The following is a 22,280-nucleotide window of genomic DNA, read 5'->3' as shown; positions in this document are numbered from 1 at the left end:
TGGAACTGTATACTATGTGAAAGAAGAGACGCGTGACAGGGGCTCGGAAGACGGCGAAGCGGACGCGGACACGGACGCGGACGCGGATACGGATTCGAATTCGAAAGACGAGAGGAGGGTCACGGGTGCTCCGAGTAAGATGGAGGAGAACCGTGACGACCTAACTCCGATGATGGAGCAGTACTACGAGCTGTGTAACGAGTACGACGACTCAGTCGTTCTGTTCCAGGTCGGCGACTTCTACGAGACCTTCTGTGAGGCTGCTGAGGAGACGGCACGCGTCCTCGAACTCACGCTGACACAGAGAGAGGACAACTCGGGCGAGTACCCGATGGCAGGGATTCCGATAGACTCAGCCGACTCGTACATAGAGGGGCTTCTCGACGAGGGATACAGGGTGGCTGTCGCCGACCAGGTTCAAGACCCCGACGAGACGACGGGTGTCGTGAGAAGAGCGGTCACACGTGTAGTCACACCCGGCACTCTCGTCGAGGACGAGCTACTCGAAGACGACGACAACAACTACATCGTCTCCCTATGGGACGACGCACTCGGATTTATGGACGTCTCGACGGGCGAGTTCCTCGTTACCTCCTCGGAGAGCGACGAGGTTCTGAGGGACGAGGTCGAACGTTTCGAGCCGTCTGAGGCAGTCGTGGGAAGGGACGACGACTCCGACTTCTTCTCCGAACACGGGTACGGCGGTATGGTCACGCGCCACGACGGATTCGGAAGAGACGAGGCAGAGGAGATAGTCGAGTCGTACTTCGGCGACCCCGGGATACTCCTTGACGGCGACGACGAGGTGAGAGCGGCGGGGGGTCTCCTGTCCTACGCCGAGTACACACAGGGCGACGACGAGGAACTCGACTACGTCAACCGTCTGAGGAGATACGACCCCCACGACTACATGGTTCTCGACCCCGTGGCTCTCAGGAGCCTCGAGATCTTCGAGTCGAGGAGGAGCGGACGTACGCTCGTCGACGTACTCGACCAGACGGCTTGTGCGATAGGCAGCAGGAAGCTCAAGAACTGGCTCAGACAGCCTCTCGTCGACGTCGAAGAGATCCGGGCGAGACACGACGCAGTCGAGGAGTGGAGACGTCTCACGCTTCCGAGAGAGGAGGTACGTGACCTCCTGAAGGACGTCTACGACATGGAACGTCTCATCACGAGGGTGTCGAGGGGACGCGCGAACGCGAGAGACCTACTGTCGCTCAAACAGACACTCGATGTCGTCCCACGTGTCAAGAACGCGATGGAAGGCGTCGAGTCGGAGAGACTGAGAGAGCTCCACGACTCACTCGACGAGATGGAGATGGAGGAGGTTCGGGGTCTGATAGGTAGAGCAGTAGACGAAGACCCGCCGATCGAGATCACAGAGGGCGGCATAATAAAGGAGGGCTTCGACGACGAGTTGGACGGTCTGAGACGTACCGAGAGAGAAGGTAAGGAATGGATCGCCGAGTTGGAGGAGAAGGAACGTGAGAGGACAGGTATCGACTCGCTCAAGGTCGGCTTCAACAAGGTTCACGGCTACTACATAGAGGTCACTAATCCCAACCTCGAAAAGGTACCCGACGACTACACGAGGAGGCAGACTCTCAAGAACTCCGAGAGGTTCTACACTCCCGAACTAAAGGAGAGGGAGGACGAGATACTCGGAGCGGGCGAGAAGGCGGACAAGTTAGAGTACGAGCTTTTCAAGGAGGTGAGGAGCGAGGTCGCCGAGGAGTCGGAGAGGGTACAGAGACTCGCCGACGTCTTAGCCGAGATTGACGTCCTCACCACCCTGGGAGGCGTCGCAGTCAGGAACTCCTACTCACGTCCCGAGGTCAACACGGGCGACAGTATAGAGATCGAGGGAGGTCGCCATCCCGTCGTAGAGACGACACAGGACTCGTTCGTCCCCAACGACGCGGAGATAGACGGAGGCGGCTTCGGTGTTATCACGGGTCCCAACATGTCGGGGAAGTCGACCTACATGAGACAGGTCGCGCTCATAGCCGTGATGGCTCAGACCGGAAGCTTTGTCCCCGCCGACTCCGCCGAGATAGGTGTGATCGACAGGATATTCACCCGCGTAGGGGCGAGCGACGACATCGCGGGTGGGCGGTCGACATTCATGGTCGAGATGGTCGAGCTATCCAATATACTCCACGGAGCGACAGACGACTCTCTGGTTCTTCTCGACGAGGTAGGAAGAGGCACGAGTACCGCCGACGGTCTCTCGATAGCGAGGGCGGTGACGAGGTTCATACACGACGAGATAGGCGCTAAGACGATGTTCGCGACACATTACCACGAGCTCACCGAGATTGCCGACGAGCTCGACGACGTCTTTAATCTTCATGTCGCGGCTAAGGAGAAGGGCGACGAGGTCGTCTTTCTCCACGACGTCGCCGAGGGAGCCGCCTCGGAGTCGTACGGAATAGAGGTCGCCGAACTCGCCGGGGTTCCCCAGAAGGTCGTCGACGACGCGAGGAGGTTCCTGAGACAGAAGGAAGATGACGTCGGGAAAGACAGGGAAGAAGATGAGGCGGCGGTCTCCGAGACTCAGGTAGGCGTCCCCCTCGAACCAGACCGTGGGAGAGACAACGGCGAGACGAAGGAGGACGAAGGAGAGCCCAGAGACAGAGACGGAGACGTAGACTGGGACGAGACTGAGACGGAAGAGGGGTCAGAGGAAGGGAGAACGCATAAGAGCGACGACGACCGAGATACTGATGAGATAATCGAAGAGCTACGCGAGACAGATGTAGCGAACACGACGCCGATGGAGGCTCTCGAAAAGCTCGACTCCTTAAAGAAGAAACTCTGATGCCCGAGATAAGAAAGCTCGATACGGATACGGTCGAAAGAATCGCGGCGGGCGAGGTCGTCAAAGATCCGAGTAGCGTCGTCAAAGAGCTCGTCGAGAACTCGTTAGACGCCGGAGCCTCAAGGATCGAGGTCGAGGTCGAGAACGGCGGACGTGACCTGATACGTGTCTCCGACGACGGTGAGGGTATGGACGAGGAAGACGCCGTCCGTGCCTTCGACAAACACGCCACGAGCAAGATAGACGACGCCGACGACCTCAGATACGTCACTAGCCTCGGGTTCAGGGGAGAGGCACTCCCGAGCATAGCGAGAGTCTCTCAGGTCGAGATGGTGACGAGATCAGAAGACGCCGACGTCGGAGGAACGCGCGTCGTGGTCGAGGACGGGGGCGACGAGAGACGTACCGAGGACGCCGGGAGAGGCGTGGGTACGACAGTCGAGGTCTCCGATCTCTTCTACAACACGCCTGCGAGACGTTCGACTCTCGGGTCGCCGAAACGTGAGTTCTCGAAGATAAGCGACGTCGTGACGAAGTACGCTCTGACCCATCCCGCCGTGGGCTTCGAACTGACTCACGACGGCAGGGAGGTTCTCAACACGCCGGGATCGGGGAGCTACGTCGATCCTGTCTTCGAGGTCTACGGAAAGGAGGTCGCAAACAGAGCCGTCGAGATAGACCACAGAGGCGGTGGCGGAGGCGAGGACGAGATAGACGTCAAGGTCAAGGTCGAGGGAATAGTCGTGCGCCCCGGAGTCACGAGAAGCTCTAAGAGCCACGTCTACACCGCCGTGAAGGGACGTGCACTCGACGACGAGACTGTCAGGCGCGGAGTCATAGAAGGGTACGGCACTCTCTTAGACGGAGACAGGTACCCCATCGCGGTCGTCGATGTCGATCTTCCCGCGGAGAGGGTCGATGTCAACGTCCATCCGTCGAAAGACGAGGTGCGTTTCGACGACGACGGTGCCGTGAAACGCGTTGTGAGAGAGACCGTGAGAGACGCACTCTCGACTCAAGACCTCTCACGTGTCTCCGAGATAGAGTTCTCGGTGGACGCCGAGGCGGACGGCGAGACGGAGTCGCGTTTCTCGTCGGTCGGGGTCATAGGACAGTTCCGGGGTCTCTACCTCCTGTGTGAGTCGGACGACGACCTTCTCGTGGTGGATCAGCACGCCGCACACGAGAGGGTCAACTACGAACGGCTCAGGGACGAGTTCGCGGGCGAGGATATACCTTCGGTCGAGCTGGAGTCCCCAGAGACTGTGAACTTCACTCCAACAGAGAAGTCGGTGATAGAGGAGAGGTCAGACCTCCTGTCGTCGCTCGGCTTCGGGCTAGAGGAGTTTGGCGGGGGAACTTACAGGGTGAGGAAAGTCCCGGCTCCCCTCGGAAGGGTCGAGGACGAGGAGTCTCTACACGACGCTCTCGACAGGATAGCCGACGGAGACGAGCCGAGAGAGGCGAGAGACGAGATACTCAAGGACGTCGCGTGCCATCCGTCTCTCAAGGCGGGCGACTCTCTCACGAAGGAGAAGGCGGAGGATCTCATAGACGAACTCGGCTCTTGCTCGGAGCCGTTCGCGTGTCCCCACGGACGTCCCACGGTTCTCTCCGTAAACGAGAGGGAGATAGCGAAGGGATTCGGGAGAGACAGCGTGAGGATGGCTACCGACGGAGTAGATGGAGACGACGAAGATGAAGACAAGGAGGGCGGAGATGTCTGAGAAAGACAGAGACGGAGACGGAGACGGGGACACGGAGACAGACACAGACACAGAGACCGAGGAGAAACTCGGTCTGAGACGTGTCTTCGAGGAAATCTCCGACGAGTTCACCGAGACACGTCAGAGACCGTGGGACGAGGTCGTCGGGTTCGTAGACGGGGTAGAGGGGGATCTCTGTATCGACCTCGGCTGTGGAAACGGACGCCACATAGAGACGGCGTCGGGGAGTTTCGAGACCGTAGTCGGGGTCGACTTCTCTAGACGTCTCCTCGAACGCGCGCGGGACAAGGGTGAGGTCGTAGAGGGCGACGTCTCACGTCTTCCGGTGCGTGACGGCGTAGCCGACGCCTTCGTCTACGTCGCCGCACTACACCATCTCCCGTCACACGACGAACGTCTGAGGAGTCTCAACGAGGCGGAACGTGTTCTACGTGACGGCGGTGAAGGTCTCATCTCCGTCTGGGCGATAGAGCATCCCAAGTTCGACGGCGCGAGGGACGAGATACGTGCGAAGAACCACGACATCTACGTGCCGTGGAAGTCGGAGACAGGAGAAGAGTACGACAGGTACTACCACATATACACGAGGGACGGCTTCGAGTCGGTTCTCAAGGAGTCGAATCTCGAAGTCGGCGATGTCTGGCTCTCGTCAGGGAACTACTACGCTACTACGCGCGCGTGAGCACGTCAGAATGAGCACGTCAGAAAAGCTTAGCTGTTCAGTTTTAGTTGGGGCGTCCGTCTGGAGTCTCCGACTGCGACCCCGACGCCGACGATCTGCTTATTCCTATGTAGAGGAGACCGCTCACGACGAAGAGGAGGAGACCGCCTCCCATCGCGGGGTCGCCCTCGTAGAAGCTCCAGACCGATCCGACGGCACCCATCAGTGTGACGACGACTCCCAAGGTCAGCAGGCTGAGGTTCGTGTTTCTGGTTTCTACCTTTGACATACTACTAGTGTAGTACCGTAGTAAGTTAATGGCTTCTTATGAGCCAAGTATTGGTATGTTGAAGCTTCCCGGGGAGAAACGCACAATAATTGTGAGGTTTCAGACGCCGATATCTCCGACGGCTTCGCGTATGCTCATTCCCTCAGCGACGACGTCACGTCTGTAATGCATATAGAGGGCACCGATGGGTGTCTGGAGTATGTAAGCGAGGGCTATCGGAAGTACCGCCTCCGAGGGAAGGAAGTCGGACGCAGCCACGATTCCGACGGCTATCGACAGGTTGCGCATGCTGGTGGCGTAGACGAAGGCGACCGACTGTTCGGTTTCGAGGATGGCTCTTCCGACGACTGAACCCACTCCGAGTATGACGGCGTAGAATATAACGAGAGGGACGACAGTTGCTCCCGAGGCGACGGGGTCTGCGAGTATGCTCTTTGACCGCATCGACATAGCTATGAAGACTATCAGCATGACACCCAGAGAGCTCAGACCGCCGAGACGCGGCTTTATCGTCTTGAAGCCGTCGGAGCCGTACCTTCGGAGAAGGAGATGGCGTATGGCTGTTCCGAGAGCCATCGGAACCACGACGACGACTGCGAGCTGACGGTAGAGTGACGCAGGGTCGAAGTCGACTGCGCCCTGTACGAGGAACGAGAGGTATGTCGGGAGTAACAGAACCGCGGCTATCAGGTTGACTGCGACTGCGACGAGTGAGGCTTCGAGGTCGCCTCCGGCTAATCCCGTCCACGCCGCGGTCATTCCCGAAGTGGGTATGAGGGCGATGAAGTAGAGTCCGACAGCGTAGGCGGCAGATCCCCCGAAGAAGGTCTGAGAGAGACCGACCGCGAGAAGCGGTACGAAGACGAAGTTGAACACGATTAAAAGCAAGCTTGTAAGCCACTCCGCTACGTTCAGTTTGAGCTCTCGTTCGTATTAGAACGCTACTGAGACATTTCGGAGACGGCCGCATCCAAAGTCAGCATTAAGAACAGCATCGAGAGAAGTGCGATATCTCGGTCAAGATACGCTAAAGTTGGAGAGCCGTGAACGATGGCATTTCTGTGCTCGTAGAAGTCTTCGTAGGGTGGAATAACGTCACCTGTTTCTACTCCGTGATATCCTGAATTATTGTATGCTCTCGCAAACGCATCTACCTTGTCTGACCGTCCATAGTAACCCTCTGAGTTAGTAGAATCTCCAAAGTGGTCACAGAGCATCGACATTATGCCGTCTTGGACGCTAATGAAGTAGAAAGCAGCCGCGCCGTATTCGTCATTTGAAATATGGTTACGGCCATATCGAAGCCGGTCAAGATATGCATCTAAGTCGCTATAGCCGCCAGATTCCAGTTCATCAATCAGCCTATCGGTCGAGTCCTTTGCCAGTTGTTCTGAAAAAGGCGATATAGTCAATTCATCTGGGTCATAGTCCTCTGGTTGTTCAAGTCCATCAATATCGCTTGCAATAACCTGTGATACATTTTCGAAGTAACTCTCAATTGCATCGTACAGACTCGCCCAATCTACGGAGTCTTGAACCGTTTCACGAGCCTGTCTAACGGCCTTTGTTGCTTTGTGCATACTAGCTACTGTTTCTGGGGGAATACTGTCCTCCAAATCCGTCTCTGTCAACCCCGCTACTGCAGCCGACTTATCATTATCAACGATGGAGGATTTTTCATCATCTGTATCATCTTCTGGAGCCATATCCTGATTGTTAGAACCAACCACTGTAGAGGTGGTGGTATAAGGTCATTTCCGAGCGATTCCCGTCTACCAATAGATTTCGACTTTAGGAACCCCCAAATGGAGGTTGTAAGGGGTTCTCGGTAGGTGGGAACCGGAAATAACTAGTCAGAAGACAGATCTTGAAGCCGCGGTGTAAATGAAGAAGACGCCGAACGCGGTGAGAATCCCACCACTGAGGTAGGTGACGCCTCTCGCGAAGCCTCCGTCGAATCTCTCAGATCCGAGGCTGAGACCCGTGGGGAAGACTGTAATCCAGACGAGGATTCCGACAAAGAAGCCGACAAGTGCGACGGGTCTCGACTCTACGAGTGTGACACCGGCTGTGAGCCACCAGGCTATCTGGTACGGGTTGGTGAGTGCGAGGACGAAAGCCTTCGTGAAGCCTCTTCTTCCCCCGTCCTCGGCGTGGGTATCGGCGTCAGCGCGAAATCCGAACGTGTCGCCCGAACGTATGTCAGACACAGCCGAGTATCCGAAGTAGAGCATCAGAAGACCTCCGAGTGCATAGAGTAGGGTTCTGGTGCGTGACCCTACGACTGCGAGCAAACCCGCGACCGAGAGGACACAGAAGACAGTGTCGGCGGTGAGTGCTCCGAGTCCCGCCCTGAAGCCGTCTCTCAGCGATCCGAGGGCGGTCTCCTCGGCTATGACGGCGTTCATAGGTCCGGGAGGCGCGGCGAGAGAGAGTCCGAGTAATACGCCAGACACAAGAGATCCGGCTATGGTGGAAAGCATGGGCGTAGATGTCAGACGTGTGACCTGTAACTCTCGAAGACCATGACAGTCCCCACGAGTATAAAGCTAAAGCCGACGACTAATCCGAGTACCATCGATGCATCGTCTGAGATGGGAACACAGACACCATCGGGAAGAGGCGAGGCGTCTGTCGGAGTCATATCTGTGATCCCACCTGTGTCGGCGCACTGCCAGAGACCGGGGTTCATGCCGACCCCGAGTACGACGAAGCCGACGACGAAGAGGAGGACTCCGAGCTTAATCATACCTATCAGAAGAACTTGAGGAGGTCGTGTCTGTTCTGGTGTCTGAGCTTCTCGCCGACCGCCGAGTTGAGAGCCTCTATGTTGCCTCTCTTCGCCGAGATGGGTGCGATTGTGTCGTCCCACTGATCCCACGGCGGCAGGAGACCCAGACGTTCGCCTATCTCGTCGAGTTCGGAGTCACGGTCGTCGATCTTGTCTGTCTTGTTGACCGCAACGACCGTCGGAATTTCGAGGTCGGCGAGGAACCGGAACATGTCGACATCGTGGGGAACCTCTCCTCTCTCTGTCCATCTGTCGACTATCTCGACGAAAGAGTTGCCGTCTACGACCTCGACCGCGACGAGTATCCTGTCGGAGTTCGACTCGACGTACTCGACGACGCCGTCTTTTATCTTCTCGCGTCGCGACTCCTCGACTCCGTTCATGAATCCGAATCCGGGGAGGTCGGTGACAGCGAACGACTCCGCCGACCAGTCGTACGAGTTGGGCTCGAGAGTCACCCCGGGGCGTCGTCCCGTGTCGTACTGCTTCCCCGTGATCTCACGCATAAGTGTCGTCTTGCCGACGTTCGACCTCCCGACGAGGACGACCTCGGAGTCGACATCCGGTCCTTCGAACATACTGTGTCTATGTCGCAGACGCTCAAAAGCTTTTAAGAGACGCAGTCGAAGACAGACTGTGCGGCTAATACAGGTCGCGGTTCCGGAAGGGAAGATAGATGCAGTCGTCGAGACGTTGGAGGAAGCCGACTTCGAGTACACAGTCACTGACGAGACTTCAGGCAGGGAGTACTCGAACGTCGTGAGCTTCCCCGTCGAGGAAGACGGTGTCGAAGACGCCCTCGAACGTCTCAGAGAGGCGGGGGTCGAGAGAGAGGGCTACACTGTAGTCACAGACACCGAGACAGTCGTGTCGCGGAAGCTAGAGGAGAAGAGAGAAGAGGAAGAGGAAGAAGACGGGTCTGAGTCTGAGGAGGGGGAGGATGAAAACGCGACTGACAGCCGTATATCGCGCGAGGAGATGATCTCAACGGCGCGGGAGATGACACGGAGTAAGTCACATTATGTCCTCTTCACATTACTTAGCTCAGTCGTCGCGACTGCGGGTCTTCTGACAGACTCCGCCGCGGTCGTCGTGGGAAGCATGGTTATAGCCCCCCTGATAGGACCTCCGATAGCCTCTAGCGTCGGCACTGTCGTGAGGGACGACGAACTCTTCTACGACGGCGTCAAGCTCCAGTTGGTCGGTGTCGTGGTCGCAGTAGCGAGTGCGGCAGTCTTCGCGGCTTTCGCGCGTTTCGTCGCAGTTCCACATATCGACCTGCGTCTCCTGAGACAGGTCAACGAGAGGGTCAACCCGGGGATACTCTCGCTCACGGTCGCGCTGGGTTCGGGAATAGCGGGCGCGCTCTCACTCACATCGGGTATGAGTACGGCACTCGTGGGGGTCATGATAGCCGCCGCACTCATTCCTCCCGCCGCGACCGTCGGACTCGGAATAGCCTACTTCGACTACCCGATGGCTGTGAGCGCGGGGTTACTCGTACTCGTCAACGTCCTCTCTATAAACCTCGCAAGCCTCGCGACCTTCTGGGCGGAGGGCTACCGTCCGAAGTACTGGTTCGAGGAGGAGAAGGCGAAGAGCACGACACTGAGACGGATGGGAGTTCTCCTCATCGTCGTTCTAATTATGTCGTCGGTTCTCGGGGCGACGACTGGGAAAGAGAGACAGAACGCCGAGATTGAGGAGACTGTGAGAATGATAGGCGACGAGATGGATGTCGAGGTTCTGTCTGTCGAGGTGTCTTACAGTTCGGGTGTCGTCTACAGAGATCCCGAGGAGATCGTTGTGAGGGTCGCCGACGGCAACAGGGGTATAGCCGAGGAGATGAAAAGTCGGCTCACCGAGAGGATCGGCGGAAACGACATACGTCTCGTAGTTATACACGAGGACACCGAGTCGGCGGTATAACTATACTAATATAGATCCGAGCCAGACAGCCGTGAGCGACAGAACGAGATTGGCGGCGGCGTTGAGAGCCGACCGTGGTTTCTCGCCCGTCTCCCAGAGACGGAAGGTCTCGAACGAGAACGACGAGAAAGTAGTGAAGGAGCCACACGCTCCCGTGCCGACGAGAAGTGTTAGCTGGCTTCCGGCGTCGGAGAAGGTCACGAGTGCGAGTACGAAGCTCCCGACGGCGTTAACGACCAAGGTCGAAAGAGGGAACTCTCTCATGCTTACTACTCTCGAGACCGAGTACCGTGCGGCTGCCCCCATAGCACCGCCGATGCCGACGAGTAAGGCGGTCTGGACAGAACTCATCGATCACACCTCGTTGTTCTCAGGATTAGTTCGCGTCCGAGATACACCGCAGTGAGACCGAGGACGTAGTTGGCTCCGAAATTGGCGACTGTATACGTGACGGTAGGCTGTGTAAACGTCTCAACTCCAAAGGTGCTGTAAGTCGTGAGAGACGACAGAAATCCCGTCGAGACGACGTAACGTGACTCCCTCGATACGAAGCCTATGTGGATAGACTCATACATCACGACGCCGAGGAGGAAGCTCCCAACGACGTTGACCGCGAGAGTGCCGAGAGGCGATGCGAGAGAAGCCGAGACGGCATAACGTAGACCCGCACCGGCGAATCCGCCTACTCCTACGAGTACGACGGCTTTAAGGTACGAATGCCCCTCTCCTGTCATCGTATTTTACCTATCTCGACCTTTTCACCGAGCTTCGGCGCGTGCGCCTCGACCCCGATATCCTCGCGGACCCATTCAGCGAAGGCGACACAGTCGTCTTCGTCGCCGTGGACACACAGAACCTCCTCGACCCCGTTCTCGACTGCCTTCTCGACGTATGACTTGAGACCGTCACGAGAGCTTTGCTCTCGTTGGCTAACGAAATCGGAAGATTTCGTACCGTCGCCATCGGCGTGGGCGGAGAAGTCGTGTAGCTCGACCTGTGCCGAAATCGGGAGTATCTTGCCGTCGATCTCAGCGCGGCTCGAATCGAGTGCACGCCTGCCGGGGGTTCCCTCGACCTGGTAGCCCGTAAGACAGATCTTGTTCGCGGGGTTGTCGAAGAGACCTTTTATGTAGTACATAGCGGGTCCGCCCGTGAGCATACCGCTCGTGGTGACGACTGCTGCACCGTTTCCGAGAACTCGGTCTCTCTTCGATGGGTCGACCTTTCTCGCGTGGTTCCACGCTCTCTTGAGAGCCTCGGGATCACGGACGTAGTCGGGATGTTCGCGGAGTATAGTCGTGACGTCACAGCCCATTCCGTCGACATAACACGGTATGTCGTTTTCGGCGAGCACCATCAGAATCTCCTGAGTGCGTCCTATCGCGAAGACGGGTATCAGTACGTCGCCGCCCTGGTGGAGGGTCTCCCTCACCGACCTCACGAACTCTTCCTCAACCTTCTCGCGGTCTTCGTGTTCGTAGTTAAAGTAGGTGCTCTCGATCATTAGGGCGTCTGCAGGAGGCGGCGGCGAAGCGGCTTCTAAGAGACGTGTCTGTGTCGTGTTTATGTCTCCGGTGTAGAGGAGTCTCGTCTCGCCGTCGTCGATCCTGACCGAGGCACTCCCGGGTATATGTCCAGCGTGGTGGAAGTCACAGTCGAAGCCCGCCGCCTCGAACCCCTCTCGGTCTCCGTAACCGTGGAGACGTGAGACCTCCGAGAGACGTGAGACGTCCTCGCGTGAGAAAGGTGCTCTGTACGACCCGGATCTCTGGGCAATCTTGAGAGTGTCGTTGGCGAGTAGCTCCGAGAGGTTACGTGTCGGAGGTGTCTGGTGGACGGATGGGTAGTCGTGCATCAGGGTCGGGAGCGCGCCGACGTGGTCGAGATGTCCGTGTGATATAACGACCTCTTCGGGGTCGGCACGTGAAAGAGGGAACTCGGGAGGGTTGCCCGTCTTCATTCCGTAGTCAACGAGGAGGTCGTCGATAAGGAACGCACTCCTGCCGACCTCGCGGGCACCCCCGAGACAGCTTAGTCTCATGGCGGTGGTAGAGAGGCGGAGTCTTAATTACTTGCGTTCTGCCGGTAGGTAGTAGTAGCCGCGTGTAGTAGTTAGGACAAGAAGATGACTGTGAACGACGAAGACGGCGAGATACATCCCGACGTGAGGGATATACTCGAAGACGCGAGAAAACGAGCGAAAGAAGCCGAGAGAAGGATAGATGAGGTCGAACCGAGAAGCTTCGAGGACGCAGTCGAAGACGCGAACGACGACAACAGAACACCACTGATAGCGGAGGTCAAGCCGACTTCCCCGACGACTCAGGGAGTGAAAGAGACAGACCCCGTCGAGGCGGCGAGGGAGATGGTCGAGGGCGGTGCTTCGGCTCTCTCAGTACTCACGGAGCCCGAACATTTCGGGGGGAGTCTCGAAAATCTGAGACGCGTGAGGGACGCCGTCGAGGTGCCCGTACTCCGGAAAGACTTCATACTCGACTCTTCTCAGCTATACGAGGTCGAGACCGACATGGTACTCCTGATAGCCGCGTTCCTCGACGACGAACTCGGCGAACTCGTCGACGAGGCTCTAAGTCTGGGTCTACAGCCCTTAGTCGAGGTACACACACACGAAGAGCTCGAACGCGCGCTCGATACAGACGCAGGTCTGATAGGGGTCAACAGCCGTGACCTCAAGCAGTTGGAGGTCGACCTCTCAGTCTCGGAGGATCTTCTACCCGAGGTGCCTGACGACAGAATAGGTATCGCCGAGAGCGGAATAGAGACGCGCGAAGACGTCGAGAGGATGGTCGAGGCAGGTGCTGACGCTCTCCTCGTCGGAACGGCTATAATGCAGGACGACGACGTGAGCGCGACGACACGGAGGCTCGTGGGGGCGCGCGAAACACAAGCTTAATGTACAGATGAGTACATAGATGAACAAGAAAGAACATGACTGCTAACTCAGAGGGCAAGTTCGGGGATTACGGAGGTCAGTACGTTCCCGAGGTTCTGATGCCCGCGATAGAGGAGCTTGAGGAGGCTTACGACGAGTATCTGAGTGACGACGACTTTCTCGACGACCTCAACGCGAAGCTCAGAGACTACGGGGGACGTCCGACGCCCCTCTACCACGCTCCCGAGCTCAGCGAACGCGTGGGTTCGAAGGTCTACCTCAAGCGCGAGGATCTACTCCACGGAGGCGCGCACAAGCTCAACAACGCTCTTGGTCAGGCACTCTTAGCGAAGAGGATGGGGAAGGACAGGATAATCGCCGAGACAGGGGCGGGACAGCACGGGACTGCGACAGCGATGGCTGCGGCGGCACTCGGAATCGACTGTGAGATATACATGGGAGCGAAGGACATAGAGAGACAGAAGCCCAACGTCTTCCGTATGCGTCTGATGGGGGCGGAGGTCAACCCCGTCGAGACAGGGACGGGTACTCTCAAGGACGCCATAAACGAGACGCTGCGTGACTGGGCTACGAACGTCGAGGACACACATTACGTCATAGGATCGATAGTGGGTCCCCATCCCTTCCCCGCGATGGTACGTGACTTCCAGAGCGTGATAGGCAGAGAGATACGTCAACAGTCGGTAGAGAAGGAGGGTCGTCTCCCCGACTCGGTCGTCGCTTGTGCGGGTGGCGGGTCGAACACGATGGGGGCTTTCTACGACTTCATAGACGACGAGGAGGTCGACCTCTACGCCGTAGAGGCGGGGGGTTCTTCACTCGAAGTCAACGAGGAGAGGGCACCCAACTCGGCTTCGCTCAACATAGGTGAGGAGGGCGTCCTCCACGGCGCGCGTACTAAGATTCTCGAAGACGAAGACGGACAGATACTCGAAAGCCACTCTCTGAGCGCGGGTCTCGACTACTCGGGCGTCGGACCCGAACTCGCCTACCTCGTTGACTCGGGCAGGGTCGAGCCGAGGACAGCCGACGACGACGAGGCACTCGAAGCATTCCATCTCGTGAGTGAGACTGAGGGGATAATCCCCGCTCTCGAATCGAGCCACGCGGTCGCTCTACTCGAAAAGGAAGACCTCGGGGACTTCGTCGTCGTCAACCTCTCGGGGAGAGGGGACAAGGATCTCGACACAGTCATGGAGAAGTCGGGGGTGGAGGTATGATCGAGTTCCCCGACGAGCCCGCTCTGATACCCTACTTTACTGCGGGCGACCCTTCGGTCGAGTCGGTTCCCGAGATAATAGAGGCACTCGAAGACGGAGGCGCGGACGTGATAGAGGTCGGACTCCCTTTCAGCGAGCCCGTCGCAGACGGTCCGACTATACAGGAGGCGATAGCGCGCGCACTCGAAAACGGAATGACACCCGATGTCTTCTTCGAGAAGGTCAGCGAGGCGGAGGTCGAGGTTCCACTCGTCGTAATGACCTACTACAACATCATATTCCACAGAGGGGTCGAGGAGTTCGTCGAGGACTGTGCCGAAGTCGGAATAGAAGGTATAATCGTCCCCGATCTGCCGGTCGAGGAGTCGGACGAGCTCTACGAGGCGTGCCGAAAGAACGATGTTGACCTTATCTTCATAATCGCTCCGACGACAGACGACGAGAGAATAGAAGGTATCATGGAACGTGTCTCGGGCTTCGTCTACGTACAGGCACGTCTCGGCACGACGGGGGCGCGCGAAGACGTCTCGGGGACGACATACGACGTCCTCGAAAGACTCGAAGGCTACGACGTCCCAAAGGCTGTCGGATTCGGCGTCTCGAAGGAGGAACACGCTCGGTCGATAATCGAGGGAGGTGCCGACGGAGTTGTCGCAGGGAGCGTCTTTGTCGAGACTGCTGCGGAGAACGAGGAGTACGCCGAGGCTGTCGAAGAGAAGACGCGCGAGTTAAAGAGAGGTGCAGTCTCAGGCGAGGAAAGATAATATCCTCACATTCGATCCTTGAGATAAGAAAGCTTGAAGTTAAGGGGGATTGGTAATGTATGTAAAACATTAGCATGAAGCCTCAGTCGTATCTCGCCCCTCTTCTCCAAGGGTCGAGGGTCGGATGGAGAAGATGGCTCTCTAACACCTCGAACCTCGTTCATATCTCCGTCCTCGTCTTCGTGCCCGCACTTCTCGTCCTCATAATAGAGATAGGGGTGATGAGTCAGATCAGTTACTTCCTCTTTCCACCGCTCGCGTCAGCGACATACACACTCTTCTCCGAACCTGACGGCGACTACTCGAACACGAGGAGCCTGATAGGAGGACTTACGCTGGGTGCTTTCATAGGCTGGGCTTCTTTCACCATCTTCGGCTACGGCGGTGTCGCGGCAGGAATTGCTCTCTTCGTCACGGGTGTAGTAACCTGGTTCGGGGGATTCGAACATCCGAGTGCTTTCTCAGCGACACTCCTTGCGGTTATTCTGAAGACCGACTCTTACCTGTATGTCATCTCAGTCTTCGGTGCTACGTTGGTTGTCGGAAGCGTATTCTACGTCTGGAAGACGCGTTTCTACGACGTGAGGTCGGAGTACCTCTACGAACACACTTGGAGTGACGACCGTGTCCTCGTGCCTATACGCCACAGAGAGGACACGGGTATAACCGACTTCGCCGCACAGATAGCGGGGGCACACGAGGCGGGACGGGTAGTCCTCCTCAACGTCACCGAGGACGAAAATGTCATAGAGAACGCGAGGAAGTTAGAGGATCTCGCAAACGAGATCAGAGAGGGGTACGACGTCAACGTCAAGGTCTCTATACTCGAAGCAGAGCTCGACGACGCGCGCGCAGTCTTAGACGCCGCCGAGAGGTACTCGTGTGACCTCATAGCGGTGCCGTGGGAAGGCGACTCAAGCCTCTCCGACTATATCACGCGTCTCTTTGGAGGTGACAGGGACGTAGTCGTCTTCCGTCCGTCGCCGTCCGAGGAGAAAAGCGACTCGGGTCCGTGGCACGACATACTCGTTCCCGTCAAGGGGGACGATGAGATCTCACGTCTCATGGTCGATTTCGCGTCACGTCTCGTCGGAAAGGGCGCGATAAGTGTCTCGAAGATCATATCGAACGAGAGCGGGAGAAGGACTGCCGAGAAAGGTCTCTTCGACCTCGTCGACGGCTTCTCCGGAAGGTTCGAGACACGTGTCACGAACGCGTCTAACATCTCACGAGAGGAGTTCATATCGAAGGCATGCAGGGAGTACGACCTTATGTTGCTCGGCGCGTCGACCGACAGACCCGTGGCTTCGAGGATCTTCTCGCCCCCGATGGTCGAACAGGTCATAAACAAGGTCGACATACCCGTCGTAATCGTCCACAGTGAGTCGGCTTCGAGGTGATATACTATCTACTATACCAACTACTCCGGAAAGACTAGTTCTCCGTGTCCCGCCTCGCCGAAGCTCCCGTTATCGGCGTCGTAGACGACCTCGCCTCGGCAGAGAACTAGGTCAGGAAAGACGGCATCGAAGGACTCGAAAGGTGTCCAGCCTGCCTTCGAGTGTAGCTTCTCGGCTCTTATCTCCTCAGTCTCCATATCTGTAACCACGAGGTCAGCGTCGTTTCCGACCTCTATACCGCCCTTCGAGTCGAATCCGAAGACTTCAGCGGGGTTCGTCGAGGTTAGCTCGACGGCTCTCGAAAGACTGAGTTTGTCCTCGACGACGGCTCCGAGAACAAGCGGGAGTAGAGTCTCGACACCGGGTACTCCCGAGGGTGCCTGAGTTATAGGAGCATTCTTCTCGTCTACTGTGTGGGGAGCGTGGTCGCTCGCGATCAGATCGAAGGTGTCGGTCATATCCCAGAGAGTCTGTCTCGCCTCCTCGGTGCGAAGGGGCGGGTTCATCCTGCCGAATGTACCGAGTTGGTCAAGGTCGTCGCGCGAGAGGAAGAGATGGTGAGGTGTGACCTCGCACGTGTGAGAGGTCGACGAGACGGCTTCGACCGAGTCGGGGTGTGACGTATGGGCGAAATGGAGACGCGCGTCTTCGATCCCGTCGGCGATTCCGAGGGCGTCCTCGACTGCGGAGACCTCCGCCTCGGGAGGACGGTGGACAGACCAAGCGTCTGGGTTGTCCTCGTCGTAGTCGTCTATTTCGACGAAGAGAGACGAGTCCTCGGCGTGTATAGTCGAGAGCTTTCGATCCTCGGATATGATCCCGACTGCCTCAGCGAAGAGGTCACGTGGTATGCCGAGCTTTCCGGTCGAGTCAGCCATGAATATCTCGCCGAAAGCCGTGACGGGGAGGTCGAGAAGCTCATTGGGCTTCCAGTCGGTCGTGACCCCCGCGTTTATGCCGAAGTCTATCACTGACTTCTCGTCCGCGAGACGTCTCTTCTGTTCGAAGGCGTCGGCGTCGACCGTCGGCGGAGAGGTGTTGGGCTGGTCGACTACAGTCGTGACGCCGCCTGCCGCCGCCGACCTCGATCCTGTGTGCCAGTCCTCCTTGTGTGTCGCTCCGGGCTCCCTGAAATGGACGTGGACGTCTATAGCACCCGGGAGAACGAGACCCCCGTCGGCGTCTATCTCGTCGTCGGCTTCTACGTCTGTGTCGATTTGGGCAATCTCGCCGTCGTCTACGAGAATGTCGACGTCTCTGAGACTGCCGTCGTAAAAGACGCGTCCGTTACTGATCCTGAGACTCATTAGACGGTTTTGGGGACACGTATAGAAGAAAACGCGGGTTTCGGCTCGGTTCGGGTTCTATCCGAGGTCTCTGCTTCTACTCGTCTCCGACTCCTAGGTCCCCGGTGACCTCGACGGAGCCCCCGAGATCTCTCTTCGGGAACGGCATCTCTATGCCCTCCTCGTCGAACCTCTCTTTTACCCTCTGTACGTACTCCGAACGTGTCTTGACGTAATCGGAGCGTCCGGGGTCGTTTATCCAGATCCTCGACTGGAGACCCACATAAGAGTCGGCGAGTTCGGAGACACGTACCGACGGCGAGGGCGAGTCCATTATGCCGTCGTCTTTCTCGGCTTCCTCGATTATTATGTCAGTCGCCTGGTCTATGTCGTCGTCGTAGCCTATACCGAAGACGAACTTGAGACGTAGCCTGTCTTTCGCCACGGGGTTCTTGACGACTCCGCCGGTGAGCTGTGAGTTGGGGACTGTGAGTAGCTCGTTGTCGAATGTCCTGACACGTGTCACGCGGAGGCTTATGTCCTCAACTACGCCCGAGTAGCCGTCCCACTCGATCCAGTCACCTATCTTGAACGGCTTCTCTATGAAGACGAATATACCTGAGACGAAGTTTTTCATCACGTCCTGTGTCGCGAAGCCGATAGCGAGTGTCGCCGCAGCACCTATCGTCGCGAGAGAACTGAGGAAGCTCCCGAATCCCGCGGTTCCGAAAGCCACACCGAAGGCGACAAATACTATAGCTATGTTGAGTATCTTGATGAGAGGCTTGCGGGCGTGTTCGTCCATCTTCCTCGCTGAGAGAGTACGTCGGAAGAGAGGTACGACGACTGTCTTTCCGATTAGGTAGACGGCGACGAAGCCGACAACGAAGAGTATGAGCTGGGTTATGACACCGCCGTAGGGAACTCCCCCGAGAAACGGGAGTTCGACTGGTGGATCACCTGTCTGTATGGGCATGTCAGTGTTAGTGTCGGTACCTGTACCCGTACCTGTCTGAAGAAGCCAGCTCGCGGCGCGATTCGGAGGGGGTAACGAGAGATCCATACAGACAAAAGACGGCGAATTCACTTATACTTAAGTCTAAACCTTCTCGGCGAAGCCGTAGCCCGACTTGAGGTCGGTGACCCGAACCTCCGTAGTCTCGCCCTCGTCTCCGCCCTTTACTATGAGTGTGTAGCCGTCTATCTTAGCGATTCCGTCACCCTCGTCACCCTCGCTGATTATGTCGACTTCTAACTCCTCACCCTCCTCGACAGGAGCGTCTATGTACTCCTTCCCTATGACATAGACCTCCGAGCTCTCGTCACGTGAGGCATCGGGAGAGGCTGTCGAGACGTAGTCGAAGCTCGACTCGACGTCGGATCGGAAGTCGTCTATCATGTCACCCTGGAAGACCTTGACGACGAAGCTTCCGCCGGGTCTCAGAAGATCCTCGGCGGTCTCAAGTGCCGAACGGGCGAGATGTACAGACCGTGAGTGGTCGATGTTCCAGTCGCCGGTGAGGTTAGGAGACGCGTCGGAGGTCACGACGTCGACTTCTCCTCCCGTAATCTCACGGATCTCGTCAAGTGTTCTCTCCTCGGTCATGTCTCCGCGTACCGTCTCGACGCCGTCTTCGTCGATGGGATCTATCGACTGGAGGTCGACACCGACCACCTCACCGGCTCTCTCCGCCTCGACCTGGAGCCATCCCCCAGGTGCGGCACCGAGGTCAACGACGGTGTCGGAGGGCGAAAGCAGGTTCCTCTCGTCGTCCATCTGTATGAGCTTGTACGCCGACCTCGCCCTGTATCCCTCCTGTTTCGCCTTGTTGTAGTACTTGTCCTTCGGCATTCTCTTACACGAGATAGGTCGGCGGCTCTAAAGAGGGTACTGCTTGGGGCGTGCGACGTGGTGAAGACTGTACCGACAGACGGAGACAGAGGAGGAGACAGAGACAGCGACAGTATTAAGACTCGCCGAGAGCAATTCGTCGGCATGCCCGAGGAACTTCCTCCTAAGGACGATTTCAGCGACTGGTATAACGAGCTTCTGTTTGAGGCAGAGATAATGGACGTGAGGTATCCCGCGAAGGGGGTCTATGTCTGGTTCCCGTTCGGGTACGAACTCAGGAACCTCGTCTACGACCGCCTCAAGGAGCTTCACGACGACACGGGACACAGGGAGGCGAGCTTTCCCGTCCTCATACCTGAGGGAATACTCGCGAAGGAGAGCGAACACATAGCCGGGTTCGAGGAGGAGGTGTTCTGGGTCACACAGGGGGGCGACAAGGAGCTCGACGAACGTATGGCTCTCCGTCCGACGAGTGAGACGCCGATGTACACGATGTTCGACCTCTGGGTGCGTTCACACACCGACCTGCCTCTCAAAGTGTACCAGGTCGCCAACATCTGGAGGTCGGAGACCGAACACACACGTCCTCTGATACGTCTGAGGGAGATAACGAGCTTCAAGGAAGCACATACCGCACACGCAAACCCCGAGGAGGCGGCGGAACAGGTCGAGACCGCACTCGACATCTACGGCGACTTCTTCGACTTCTTAGGGGTTCCCCACGTCGTCTGTGAACGTCCCGAGTGGGACAAGTTCCCGGGTGCCGAGTACACATACGCCGTCGATACACTGATGCCTGACGGACGTGGACTCCAGATAGGTACAGCGCACAACCTAGGACAGAACTTCTCGGAGCCCTTCGACGTCGACTTTGAGACGCCCGAGGGAGAACACGACTACGTCTACCAGACATCGTACGGCGTGAGCGAGAGATGTATCGCGTCAGTGATGTCGGTACACGGCGACGACAACGGTCTCGTCCTCCCGAGTGAGGTCGCTCCAACACAGGTTGCGATCGTCCCGATACTCTTCGGAGACGACGACGAGAACGAGGCTATACTCGAAAAATGTGAGGAAGTCGCCGATGAACTCAAAGACGACTACGGTATGCGTGTCGAGATAGACGACTCCGACGATAGCCCCGGAGCGAAGTACTACAAATGGGAGCTAAAGGGAACCCCCGTACGTATAGAGATAGGTCCACGTGACCTCGAAGAAGGGTCCGCGGTCGTCGTCAACCGTCTCGGAGAGGAGTCGGACGCCGACTTCGATCAGATAGGTGAGGAGATAGACGACGAGCTAGAGTACCTTTCGAGACAGATAGGACAGAAGGCACAGGGAGAGCTCGAAAGCAGGACTGAGGTCTGTGAGACCTACGACGAGGCGAGGTCGGTGATAGGCAACGGCTTCGCCGAGGCGATGTGGTGTGGAGAAGAGGACTGTGGGAAGGAGATGGAAGACGAGATAGGCGGCGACATGCTCGGCGAGGTGATCGAGGGAATCGACACTCAAGCCGAGGACGAGACCGACGGAAGCTGTCTCGGATGTGGCAGCGAGGGAGAGAAGTCGGTGATATTCGCGAAGACGTACTGAGACTTAGACTTAGACTTAGACTGAGAGTATGAACGACGAGACTGAGACGGGAGACAAAGACGGAGAAGAGGATCGAAGCCGGGACGGAGACGGAGACGCAGACGAGGTCGAAGTAGAAGACGAAAGCCATGACGCAGACGAGGTCGACGGAAGAGAAGACTGTGAGGCGTGTTTCGAGGCGGGGATAAAGCTGGGCGCTCTCTACCACCAGTTCACGGGCACGCCGATCTCGGACGGATCGGCGGAGTCACTCGAAACCGCGATAGAGGAAGCAGTCGGGAACCAGAGGTACGTCGAGGAGGTCGGCGTAGAGATAAGGGGCATAGAGCCCAACAGGTTCGGCTACTCCGAGCTAGAGGGAGAGATGGTCGATGTGAGTCTCGTAGTCGAGAAGGAGGGTGTGGTCGTCGAGGCAAGCATGAGTGAGGAGGACGGCTACCCCATGATGAGGGTCGACGAGGTTCTCGAAGAAGACGAAGAGGAAGACGAAGAGAGCTACGAGAGCCAAGACTAAGGCGGGCGGGACAGGTAGTAGTTGTGACTTCCTCCCCACCCTCCACTCGCACTTAATGTGCGAGTTTAAGGATGGGGCTTCCAGAGCGATTTGACCATGATGCCGTCTTCTTTGGGCCTCACCTCAGAGCGGTCTTCTCTGGAAGTCATCAAGCAGAGCTTGATGGCTCGCAAATCTTTGATTTGCGAAGCCTCTAGGAGGTTCCTGCTTCCACCACGAACTTATAAGCCGTGAAGCCCACAGAGGTTCTGTGTCCACAGGCGTAAATTCCACCGTGCCCCTGTGTACTCAATGCTTAGAAATAGTACCAAGTACGCAAATAGCTTACGGCTGTCGCAAGATCTCTGATCTTGCTACCCACGAATTCAAAGAATTTGTGACTGTATCCCCTCCCTACTGCGTATGCAAATCTTCGATTTGCTTGTGCTAGAAAACTCTACGAGTTTTCTGCATCACAGAAATCTCTGATTTCTGAAGACCCGTGAATCTTAGATTCACGAACGTTACGAGAGCTTTGCT

General features: G+C 57.2%; 22 protein-coding genes. 10 read left to right on the top strand and 12 right to left on the bottom strand.

Annotation, left to right across the window (positions count from 1 at the left end; translation table 11 throughout):
* Window positions 1-139 precede the first annotated feature (139 nt).
* The 3 genes from mutS to SV253_05565 are packed head-to-tail and all read left to right on the top strand — an operon-like array spanning window position 140 to window position 5,230.
* Window positions 140-2,821, top strand: coding sequence for a DNA mismatch repair protein MutS (gene mutS, locus SV253_05575; GenBank protein ID MDY6775533.1), 2,682 nt, complete (start codon window positions 140-142; stop codon window positions 2,819-2,821).
* Complete coding sequence (gene mutL, locus SV253_05570; GenBank protein ID MDY6775532.1) at window positions 2,821-4,548, top strand: DNA mismatch repair endonuclease MutL; 1,728 nt, start codon at window positions 2,821-2,823, stop codon at window positions 4,546-4,548. The genes mutS and mutL overlap by 1 nt, the downstream gene beginning before the upstream one ends.
* Window positions 4,541-5,230 (top strand): class I SAM-dependent methyltransferase, encoded by a 690-nt coding sequence (locus SV253_05565; GenBank protein MDY6775531.1) that lies wholly within the window; start codon window positions 4,541-4,543, stop codon window positions 5,228-5,230. The genes mutL and SV253_05565 overlap by 8 nt, the downstream gene beginning before the upstream one ends.
* Before the next feature lie 43 nt (window positions 5,231-5,273).
* Here SV253_05565 and SV253_05560 read toward each other — a convergent pair whose 3' ends face one another.
* The 6 genes from SV253_05560 to engB form a co-directional block, all read right to left on the bottom strand.
* The gene (locus tag SV253_05560; protein ID MDY6775530.1) at window positions 5,274-5,498 is read right to left on the bottom strand and encodes a hypothetical protein; all 225 of its coding nucleotides are present in this window, start codon (window positions 5,496-5,498) and stop codon (window positions 5,274-5,276) included.
* Window positions 5,499-5,597: 99 nt separating this feature from the next.
* Window positions 5,598-6,413 (bottom strand): bile acid:sodium symporter, encoded by an 816-nt coding sequence (locus tag SV253_05555; protein MDY6775529.1) that lies wholly within the window; start codon window positions 6,411-6,413, stop codon window positions 5,598-5,600.
* 26 nt (window positions 6,414-6,439) lie between these two features.
* Window positions 6,440-7,204 carry a hypothetical protein gene (locus SV253_05550; protein ID MDY6775528.1) on the bottom strand — a complete coding sequence of 255 codons (765 nt, stop codon included), beginning with the start codon at window positions 7,202-7,204 and terminating at the stop codon, window positions 6,440-6,442.
* Window positions 7,205-7,351: 147 nt separating this feature from the next.
* On the bottom strand, window positions 7,352-7,981 hold the full coding sequence (locus tag SV253_05545) for a LysE family transporter (protein ID MDY6775527.1): 630 nt from the start codon (window positions 7,979-7,981) through the stop codon (window positions 7,352-7,354).
* Window positions 7,982-7,992: 11 nt separating this feature from the next.
* On the bottom strand, window positions 7,993-8,247 hold the full coding sequence (locus SV253_05540; protein ID MDY6775526.1) for a hypothetical protein: 255 nt from the start codon (window positions 8,245-8,247) through the stop codon (window positions 7,993-7,995).
* Window positions 8,248-8,252: 5 nt separating this feature from the next.
* On the bottom strand, window positions 8,253-8,867 hold the full coding sequence (gene engB / locus SV253_05535; protein MDY6775525.1) for a GTP-binding protein EngB: 615 nt from the start codon (window positions 8,865-8,867) through the stop codon (window positions 8,253-8,255).
* A gap of 58 nt (window positions 8,868-8,925) precedes the next feature.
* Between engB and SV253_05530 the strand changes: the two genes are divergently transcribed.
* Entirely contained in the window at window positions 8,926-10,218 is a 1,293-nt protein-coding gene (locus SV253_05530; protein MDY6775524.1) for a TIGR00341 family protein, read from the top strand.
* On the opposite strand, the gene crcB (SV253_05525) is transcribed toward SV253_05530, so the two are convergent.
* Genes crcB (SV253_05525) through SV253_05515 form a run of 3 tightly spaced genes read right to left on the bottom strand, consistent with a single transcriptional unit; the run spans window position 10,219 to window position 12,259 of the window.
* Window positions 10,219-10,569, bottom strand: coding sequence for a fluoride efflux transporter CrcB (gene crcB, locus SV253_05525; GenBank protein ID MDY6775523.1), 351 nt, complete (start codon window positions 10,567-10,569; stop codon window positions 10,219-10,221).
* Window positions 10,566-10,952 carry a fluoride efflux transporter CrcB gene (crcB, locus tag SV253_05520; protein ID MDY6775522.1) on the bottom strand — a complete coding sequence of 129 codons (387 nt, stop codon included), beginning with the start codon at window positions 10,950-10,952 and terminating at the stop codon, window positions 10,566-10,568. Before crcB (SV253_05520) ends, crcB (SV253_05525) begins: the two co-directional genes overlap by 4 nt.
* Entirely contained in the window at window positions 10,949-12,259 is a 1,311-nt protein-coding gene (locus tag SV253_05515; GenBank protein MDY6775521.1) for an MBL fold metallo-hydrolase, read from the bottom strand. The genes crcB (SV253_05520) and SV253_05515 overlap by 4 nt, the downstream gene beginning before the upstream one ends.
* A gap of 123 nt (window positions 12,260-12,382) precedes the next feature.
* On the opposite strand from SV253_05515, the gene SV253_05510 reads away from it, so the two are divergent.
* From SV253_05510 to SV253_05495, 4 genes are all read left to right on the top strand, one after another.
* On the top strand, window positions 12,383-13,132 hold the full coding sequence (locus SV253_05510) for an indole-3-glycerol-phosphate synthase (protein MDY6775520.1): 750 nt from the start codon (window positions 12,383-12,385) through the stop codon (window positions 13,130-13,132).
* A 35-nt stretch (window positions 13,133-13,167) separates the two neighbouring features.
* Window positions 13,168-14,352, top strand: coding sequence for a tryptophan synthase subunit beta (gene trpB / locus SV253_05505; GenBank protein MDY6775519.1), 1,185 nt, complete (start codon window positions 13,168-13,170; stop codon window positions 14,350-14,352).
* On the top strand, window positions 14,349-15,116 hold the full coding sequence (gene trpA, locus SV253_05500; GenBank protein MDY6775518.1) for a tryptophan synthase subunit alpha: 768 nt from the start codon (window positions 14,349-14,351) through the stop codon (window positions 15,114-15,116). The genes trpB and trpA overlap by 4 nt, the downstream gene beginning before the upstream one ends.
* 74 nt (window positions 15,117-15,190) lie before the next feature.
* The gene (locus SV253_05495; protein MDY6775517.1) at window positions 15,191-16,516 is read left to right on the top strand and encodes an HPP family protein; all 1,326 of its coding nucleotides are present in this window, start codon (window positions 15,191-15,193) and stop codon (window positions 16,514-16,516) included.
* Between the two features lie 20 nt (window positions 16,517-16,536).
* Here the strand turns inward: SV253_05495 and SV253_05490 are convergent, their stop codons facing one another.
* The 3 genes from SV253_05490 to SV253_05480 form a co-directional block, all read right to left on the bottom strand.
* The gene (locus SV253_05490) at window positions 16,537-17,823 is read right to left on the bottom strand and encodes a dihydroorotase (GenBank protein ID MDY6775516.1); all 1,287 of its coding nucleotides are present in this window, start codon (window positions 17,821-17,823) and stop codon (window positions 16,537-16,539) included.
* Between the two features lie 76 nt (window positions 17,824-17,899).
* Window positions 17,900-18,778: a mechanosensitive ion channel family protein gene (locus SV253_05485; GenBank protein ID MDY6775515.1), complete on the bottom strand. Its 879-nt coding sequence runs from the start codon at window positions 18,776-18,778 to the stop codon at window positions 17,900-17,902.
* 123 nt (window positions 18,779-18,901) lie between these two features.
* Window positions 18,902-19,654: an SAM-dependent methyltransferase gene (locus SV253_05480; protein MDY6775514.1), complete on the bottom strand. Its 753-nt coding sequence runs from the start codon at window positions 19,652-19,654 to the stop codon at window positions 18,902-18,904.
* Between the two features lie 144 nt (window positions 19,655-19,798).
* On the opposite strand from SV253_05480, the gene proS reads away from it, so the two are divergent.
* Both proS and SV253_05470 read left to right on the top strand, forming a co-directional pair.
* A complete protein-coding gene (gene proS / locus SV253_05475) occupies window positions 19,799-21,247 on the top strand; it encodes a proline--tRNA ligase (protein MDY6775513.1) in 1,449 nt (482 codons plus the stop codon).
* Between the two features lie 28 nt (window positions 21,248-21,275).
* Window positions 21,276-21,761 carry a dihydroneopterin aldolase family protein gene (locus SV253_05470; GenBank protein MDY6775512.1) on the top strand — a complete coding sequence of 162 codons (486 nt, stop codon included), beginning with the start codon at window positions 21,276-21,278 and terminating at the stop codon, window positions 21,759-21,761.
* Window positions 21,762-22,280: the final 519 nt, after the last annotated feature.

It is taken from the genome of Candidatus Afararchaeum irisae (assembly GCA_034190545.1).
Lineage (GTDB): Archaea > Halobacteriota > Halobacteria > Halobacteriales > Afararchaeaceae > Afararchaeum > Afararchaeum irisae.
Note: the sequence above shows the minus strand (reverse complement) of the source record. Positions and strands in the feature narration are given on the sequence as shown.